This window comes from Nonomuraea basaltis, assembly GCF_005893125.1.
Classification (GTDB): domain Bacteria; phylum Actinomycetota; class Actinomycetes; order Streptosporangiales; family Streptosporangiaceae; genus Nonomuraea; species Nonomuraea basaltis.
In genome coordinates, this window is record NZ_VCJS01000404.1 from 1 (window position 1) to 6,144 (window position 6,144).

The 6,144-nt window shown below is 69.1% G+C and carries 6 protein-coding genes; 4 read left to right on the plus strand and 2 right to left on the minus strand.

The window, feature by feature from the left end; genetic code table 11:
- Window positions 1-317: 317 nt before the first annotated feature.
- Window positions 318-1,157, minus strand: coding sequence for an SDR family NAD(P)-dependent oxidoreductase (locus EJK15_RS66800; protein ID WP_138720514.1), 840 nt, complete (start codon window positions 1,155-1,157; stop codon window positions 318-320).
- Window positions 1,158-1,386: 229 nt separating this feature from the next.
- Window positions 1,387-2,238, minus strand: a complete 852-nt coding sequence (locus tag EJK15_RS66805) for a helix-turn-helix transcriptional regulator (RefSeq protein WP_138720515.1) — start codon at window positions 2,236-2,238, stop codon at window positions 1,387-1,389.
- A 126-nt stretch (window positions 2,239-2,364) separates the two neighbouring features.
- On the opposite strand from EJK15_RS66805, the gene EJK15_RS66810 reads away from it, so the two are divergent.
- From EJK15_RS66810 to EJK15_RS66825, 4 genes are all read left to right on the plus strand, one after another.
- On the plus strand, window positions 2,365-3,219 hold the full coding sequence (locus EJK15_RS66810) for a helix-turn-helix transcriptional regulator (protein WP_138720516.1): 855 nt from the start codon (window positions 2,365-2,367) through the stop codon (window positions 3,217-3,219).
- 210 nt (window positions 3,220-3,429) lie between these two features.
- Window positions 3,430-4,821, plus strand: a complete 1,392-nt coding sequence (locus EJK15_RS66815) for an amidohydrolase family protein (RefSeq protein ID WP_138720517.1) — start codon at window positions 3,430-3,432, stop codon at window positions 4,819-4,821.
- Between the two features lie 161 nt (window positions 4,822-4,982).
- Window positions 4,983-5,690 carry an Atu4866 domain-containing protein gene (locus tag EJK15_RS66820; protein WP_138720518.1) on the plus strand — a complete coding sequence of 236 codons (708 nt, stop codon included), beginning with the start codon at window positions 4,983-4,985 and terminating at the stop codon, window positions 5,688-5,690.
- A gap of 46 nt (window positions 5,691-5,736) precedes the next feature.
- Window positions 5,737-6,069 (plus strand): Atu4866 domain-containing protein, encoded by a 333-nt coding sequence (locus tag EJK15_RS66825; RefSeq protein WP_240778086.1) that lies wholly within the window; start codon window positions 5,737-5,739, stop codon window positions 6,067-6,069.
- Window positions 6,070-6,144: the final 75 nt, after the last annotated feature.

Genomic DNA, 6,144 nt, shown 5'->3' on the forward strand with positions numbered 1-6,144 from the left:
GCGCGGTGGCGGCGCCGATGCCGCTGGAGGCGCCGGTGACCACGGCCACGCGGCCGGCGAGCGGAGTGCCGGTGAGCAGAGCAGACATGAGTCGTGCCTTTCTGCTAGCGATTGACTTCTTGGGATCGGTGACGATCAGTGGTGGCGTCTGGCGCCACGGATGAGCTCAGTGCTGGTCGACCGGGAAGTCGGCCCCCGACGGTGCCCTCCCACGTCTCGGACTCCGTCCGTAGGCGGAGGGGTCCGTAGGCGGAGGGCTTCGGCCATGGCCGAAGCCCGTGGAGCACCGCGTGATGAGCAGACAGACGATGCGCGGGTCAGGCGGCGTCGTCGTGCGCGGTGGCCGCTGACTTGTCCCGCCAGGCGTTCAGGTCGTGGTGGATCTGCTCGAGCTTGACCTGGAGCCGATCGATGGTGTCGGGCCCGAGGTACAGGTGCCGGGGCAGGATGGTCTGGCTGGTGACCTCGTAGATCAGGGCCGCGCTCTTGACTGGGTCGCCGAGCTGGGTGTGGTTGGCGTCGGCGACCCAGTTGAGGGTGACGTGCGCGGGGGTGTCGTCGTAGTCGGCGATCCGCTCGCGCGCCAGCGACAGCGAGCTGGCGTCCAGGAAGTCGGTGCGCAGCACGCCCGGTTCGACGACCATGGACTGGATGCCGAACGGCGACATCTCCGCGGCGAGGGCTTCGCTGATCCCGGCGACGGCGAACTTGGAGGCGCTGTACAGGCTGACTCCCGGTTCGCCTTCGAATCCGGAGCGTGAACCGATGTTGACGATCTTGCCTGATCCCTGGCGGCGCATGCCGGGCAGCACGGCCCTGGTCATGTTGATCAGGCCGAACACGTTGAGGTCGAACAGGGAGCGGGCCTCGTCTTCGCCGATCTCTTCCAGGGCGCCCAGCAGGCCGCGGCCGGCGTTGTTGACCAGCACGTCGATGCCGCCGAAGCGGTCTGTCGCGGCCTGGACGGCGGCGGGGATGGCGCCGCTGTCGGTGACGTCCAGGGCGACGGCGAGGACCTGGTCGGAGGTCTGCAGGTCACCGGGCAGCCTGTCGGGGCTGCGCACGGCGACGACCACGTTGTCTCCGCCGTTGAGTGCGGCTCGGGCGATTTCGGCGCCGAGCCCGCGGGAAGCACCGGTGATGAACCAAGTAGTCATGATGTTGTTTCTTTCCTTTGTGTGTCTCTCGTCGAGAGCTCCGGCGGAGTCGGCTCCCGCCGCTGACAGATTCCAGTCTGTGCAGCTCACGGGCAGGGATGAAGGCCGGGACTTTCCTGGGAGGAGCACACCTAGGAAGGGAACGCCGGGTGAAGGCCGGGCTCGAACAGGAGGTGGTACGAGCTGGGCGTGCTTGGGCCACCTCTCTGATGCGGTGCGGTGGGAGCGGTCAGGTCGCGTCGCTGTTGTGCAGTGTCCTTGTCGTCGCCCGCGCGGCTGAGGAGCGCAGTCGCTCGAAGGCGGCCGCGGTCGCCGAGGCGGGCTGGGCCTGGTAGACAACCAGTTGCTGGTGCGGGGCGTCGTTGACGGTGAAGGCGGAGAACTGGATGTGCAGGTCGCCCACGCGTGGGTGCCGCAGGTGCTTGCCCTCCTGCGTCTTTGACTTCACCTCGTGGCGGGCCCACAGCTCGGCGAACGTGGGGCTGGCCGAGCAGAGCTCGTCGACGAGCTGGTTTATGCGCGCGGAGTCCGGGTCGTGGCCGTAGGCGGCCCGCAGCTCGGCCACGCAGGAGTGCGCGGCCCGCTCCCAGTCCTGATAGAACTCCCGCCCTGCGGGGTCGGTGAACACCATGCGGGCCAGGTTGTCGGCGGCGGTGAACCCTTCGTGCAGGGCGGTGGCCATCGTGTTGGCGGCCAGGATGTCCAGGGCGGGGCCCAGCACGAACGCCGGCGAGGTGGGCCAACTGTCCATCAGCTGCAGCAGCTGCGGGCTGACTTGGTCGTCGGCGGCGGCTCGGCGCCGAGCGGGCGGCTGGATCAAGCGGTGGAGGTGCTCGGTGGCCTCCTCGTCCAGGCTGAGTGCGCGTGCCACCGCCTCGACCACTTGCGGCGAAGGGCTCGACTCCCGGCCCTGTTCGAGCCGCACGTAGTAGTCGCTGCTCATGCCCGCCAGCATCGCCACTTCCTCGCGGCGCAGGCCCTTCACCCGGCGGCGCCCATACTCCGGCAGGCCGACGTCCTGCGGTTTGAGAGCCTCGCGACGAGCTCGCAGGAACTCACCCAAGGGTGTGCTTCGGCTCATTTGGCCAGGCTAGGTGACAAATGGCCCGATGAGCCACGATATGAAGGAGTCGGCGTGTTTTCCTAGGAAAAGTACGGCCTGGCTGTGGTGATCCCTTTGCTGCCGCTCTCGCCTAGCCTCGATGCCATGGACGGTGCCGACACGAGCAACGCCTTGGGGCGGTTCCTACGCCGCCACCGCGCGTTGACACGCCCTGACCAGGCAGGGCTGCAGACACCGGGCCGCCGCCAGGTGCCCGGGCTGCGCCGTGATGAGGTCGCCAGGCTGGCCGGGCTCAGCACCGGCTACTACGCGCGCTTGGAGCAGGGCAGACAGCGACACCCCTCGCGGCAGACGGTGGCCACCCTGGTGCAGGCTCTGCGGCTGGACGAGCCGGCCGCGGCCGAGCTGTACCGGCTGGCCCGTCCGGTCGTTCGCCGCCGGCGCCCGGCGCGCGTAGAGCGGGTAGCCCCGGAGGTGCTCCGGCTCATGCACGGCTGGGCGGACGTCCCTGCGTACATTCTGGGCTGGTCGCAGGACGTGCTTGCGCACAACCCGCTCGCCGGTGCCCTGCACAGCCGGTTCGCCTACGACGACAACATGCTGCGCATGATCTTCCTCGATCCGGCAGGGCGAGAGTTCTTCCGTGACTGGAGCGAGACGGCCCGCGCAGCCGTGGCCGAGCTGCGCAAGATCGCGCTCATGACGCCCGACGAGCGAAGCCTGACCGAACTGGTGGGCGAGCTGTCCATCAAGAGCCCGCACTTCCAGCGCTTGTGGGCGGAGCAGAAGTCCGGACAAACCGTGCGCCGCACGATCCGACTCTCCCACCCGGAGGTCGGCGAGTTGCACCTGAGCAGGGAAGTCTTCCTGATTGCCAGCGCGCCCGGCCAGCTCCTGGTCATCTACCAGGCCGAGCCCGGCTCGCCGTCCGCGGACGCGCTGGTCCTCCTGGCAACCCTGGCCGCATCGGATCTCGGCGAGCGCGCCCCGTCCGCATGACTCCTCGAGGTCACGCCCGCCGTCACGACGGCGTGCCGTCGATGTCATGGCCCGCTCGCCCGGCATGCCCTTGATCTCGCGCTGAACGCGTCTTGGATCCTAGGTACGACACTCCCAGGAAATCGGCGGCCTTCTCCGCCCTGGGTGACGTGGACAGACTCGGATCTGTCAGCGGCGGAACCCCGCCGCAACCCACGGAGAGAAGGCCCCATGAACGCCGACACGACCCTCGACCAGCTGCGCCGCCAGGACACCGATCGCGACCGGCGCGTTCTGCTGACCGGCGCCACGATCGTCACCATGGATCCCGATCTCGGCGTTCTGCCCAAGGGCGATCTGCTCATCCAGGGCAGCTCCATCGCCGCCGTCGCCCCCGACCTGCGCACCGCCGGCGCCGCCGCGGGCGCGGTCGTCATCGACGCCACCGGCTCCATCCTGGCCCCCGGCCTCGTCGACACCCACCGGCATGCCTGGGAGGCGCAGCTGCGCCGGATCATGCCCGACGTGAACGACCTCGGCGAGTACGTCATGTCCACCCTGTCTGGCATCGCTCCGGCCTACCAGCCGCACGACATGTACATCGGGACGAAGCTCGCCGCACTGACCGCCATCGACAGCGGCATCACCACGATGCTCGACTTCTCCCACAACTCTCGCACCGCCGCCCACTCCGACAGCGCCATCGAGGCCCTGATCGACACCGGCATCCGAGGTGTGCACGCCTCCATGCGGCCGCTCTTCGGAGACTGGGACGGCCAGTGGCCGGCTGACCTGACCCGGCTGCGGGACAAGTACTTCGCCTCCGGCGACCAGTTGCTCACTCTGCGCTTGGCCGCCCTGGCCACCGATGAGATCGCCGGCCCCGATCTCGCCTACGGGCCCGCGCTCGCCCGCGTCGCCCGCGAGCTCGGCATCGGCGTCAGCGTTGACGCCGTCTTCGGCATCCCCTCCTCCCAGGCCATTCTGCGCTGGTCGGCCGATGGGCTGCTCGGCCCGGACGTGACGCTCATCCACAGCACCGGCTTGACCGCCGACGCCTGGCGGGCCATGGGTGACTCGGGCACCACGGTGTCGCTCGCCCCCACCTCCGACGCGCAGATCGGCCTGGAGACCGCGGTCCCGGCTATCGACGAGGCGCTCGCGGCCGGTATCCGCCCCGGTCTGAGCATCGACGTCGAAGTGGCGTTGGCCAGCGACATGTTCACGCAGATGCGCGCCTTGCACGCGATCCAGCGGATGCGCGCCGTCAATGCCGCCTACGGCACCGCCGTCACCCCCGATCGGATCGGCGTGGCCGACGTCTTGGACTTCGCGACCCTGCAGGGCGCCAAGACCATCGGCCTCGGCGACGTCACCGGCTCGCTCGCCCCCGGCAAGCAGGCTGATTTCCTCATCGTCGGAGCCGAGGACCTCAACAACATGCCGCTCAACGACCCGATCGGCACCCTTGTTCTCGGCTCCGACCCGCGCAACATCCAGGCCGTCTTCATCGCGGGCCAAGTGCGCAAGTGGGCCGGCACCGTCCTCGGCGTCGATCTGGCCGAGCTGCGTCAGGACGTGCGCGAGTCCCGCGACCGCGTCCTGCGCGCCGCCGGCCGCTGAACGCCCTTTTCCGCCGAGTCGTGCAGCCCGTGACCGAGCGCGGCATCCCGGCCCGGCCCAGCGGTCTCGCCCGCGACCACGCCGCTCGGGGCGGCCTGCACCAGACCACCACTCACCTACTCAAGCCCTGGCACAACGATCACTGAAGGAAGTATCCCGACATGGGCACTCCGGAACTGCTCAAGGTCATCAACAACGACAACGTTCGCCCCCTGCTCCTGACCGGCGGCACTGTCATCAGCATGAACCCGATGCTGGGTGACTGGGAACGAGCCGACATCCTGATCGGCGGTCCCACGATCGTCGGTGTCGGCCCCGGCCTGCTCACCGCCGCCGAGGACGACGGGATGATCATCATCGATTGTGCCGGCTGTCTCGTGTTGCCCTCCCGCGCCGACTTCACCGACGCTGGCATCACCGGCACTGGCATCACCGGCACGCTGACCCCAGGCAACCGCGCCGACATCGCGGTGATCAGGATCGCCGACCCCGAGGGTGCCCCGGACGGCCCGGCCATCGCCCGCGGCGGCCATCTGGACGTTCTCCTGCACGATGGCCGCGTGACGGTATGGGACGGACGCCCGGCCAGTGACCCCCAGCCCGTCTCCGAGGCCGCGCCACCCGAGACCAGCGCCGCCGACCACTCCTACCTCGGCCTGTGGGTGGATGAGAACGACTTCGTCCGCCAGCGGCTCCTGCCCAATGGCCGCTACGACGAGGCCCGCGGCGACCGCCCCAGCGCCTACCAGGGACGGTACTGGATCAACGGAACCCGCATCGACTATCTCGACGACCTGGGCTTTTGGGCATACGGAGAATTCCGGGATGGCGAACTGCACCACGCCGGATACCGGTTCACCCGCCACTGACAGCCACCCAGGGCACTTCGCTCACCCGACCAGGAAGGTCGCGGCCATGAAGACAAGCATGTTCCTCGGGCTCGGCCTGTTCACCGTGCTGACCGCCGCGTGCTCGAGCTTTGAGCCCGGCAAAGCGCCGACCGGCAACAGCGCGGACCATCCCCACGTGGGCATGTGGGTCACCGGCGACGGCCGAATCCGGCAGGAACTCCTGCCCAACGGCCGCTATGAGGAGGAGAGAGACGGCCGCAAACGGGCCTACACCGGCCGCTACACCGTCACCGGCGACCACATCGACTACGTCGACGACATCGGCTTCACCGCCACCGGCGACGTCCGATACGGCGTTCTCTTCCATGAACACCTCGTGCTCTACCGGCAGCGATAGACCGACATCCACTGGCCGCCACCGGCGAGATCGCCGGCCCCGACCTCGCCTACGGCGACCGCCTCGCCCGCACCG

Bases quoted from the DNA above. Each gene is read 5' to 3' on its own strand.
- EJK15_RS66805 (WP_138720515.1), bottom strand. From the start codon at position 2,238: ATGAGCCGAAGCACACCCTTGGGTGAGTTCCTGCGAGCTCGTCGCGAG.
- EJK15_RS66825 (WP_240778086.1), top strand. From the start codon at position 5,737: ATGAAGACAAGCATGTTCCTCGGGCTCGGCCTGTTCACCGTGCTGACC.
- EJK15_RS66800 (WP_138720514.1), bottom strand. From the start codon at position 1,157: ATGACTACTTGGTTCATCACCGGTGCTTCCCGCGGGCTCGGCGCCGAA.
- EJK15_RS66815 (WP_138720517.1), top strand. From the start codon at position 3,430: ATGAACGCCGACACGACCCTCGACCAGCTGCGCCGCCAGGACACCGAT.
- EJK15_RS66810 (WP_138720516.1), top strand. From the start codon at position 2,365: ATGGACGGTGCCGACACGAGCAACGCCTTGGGGCGGTTCCTACGCCGC.
- EJK15_RS66820 (WP_138720518.1), top strand. From the start codon at position 4,983: ATGGGCACTCCGGAACTGCTCAAGGTCATCAACAACGACAACGTTCGC.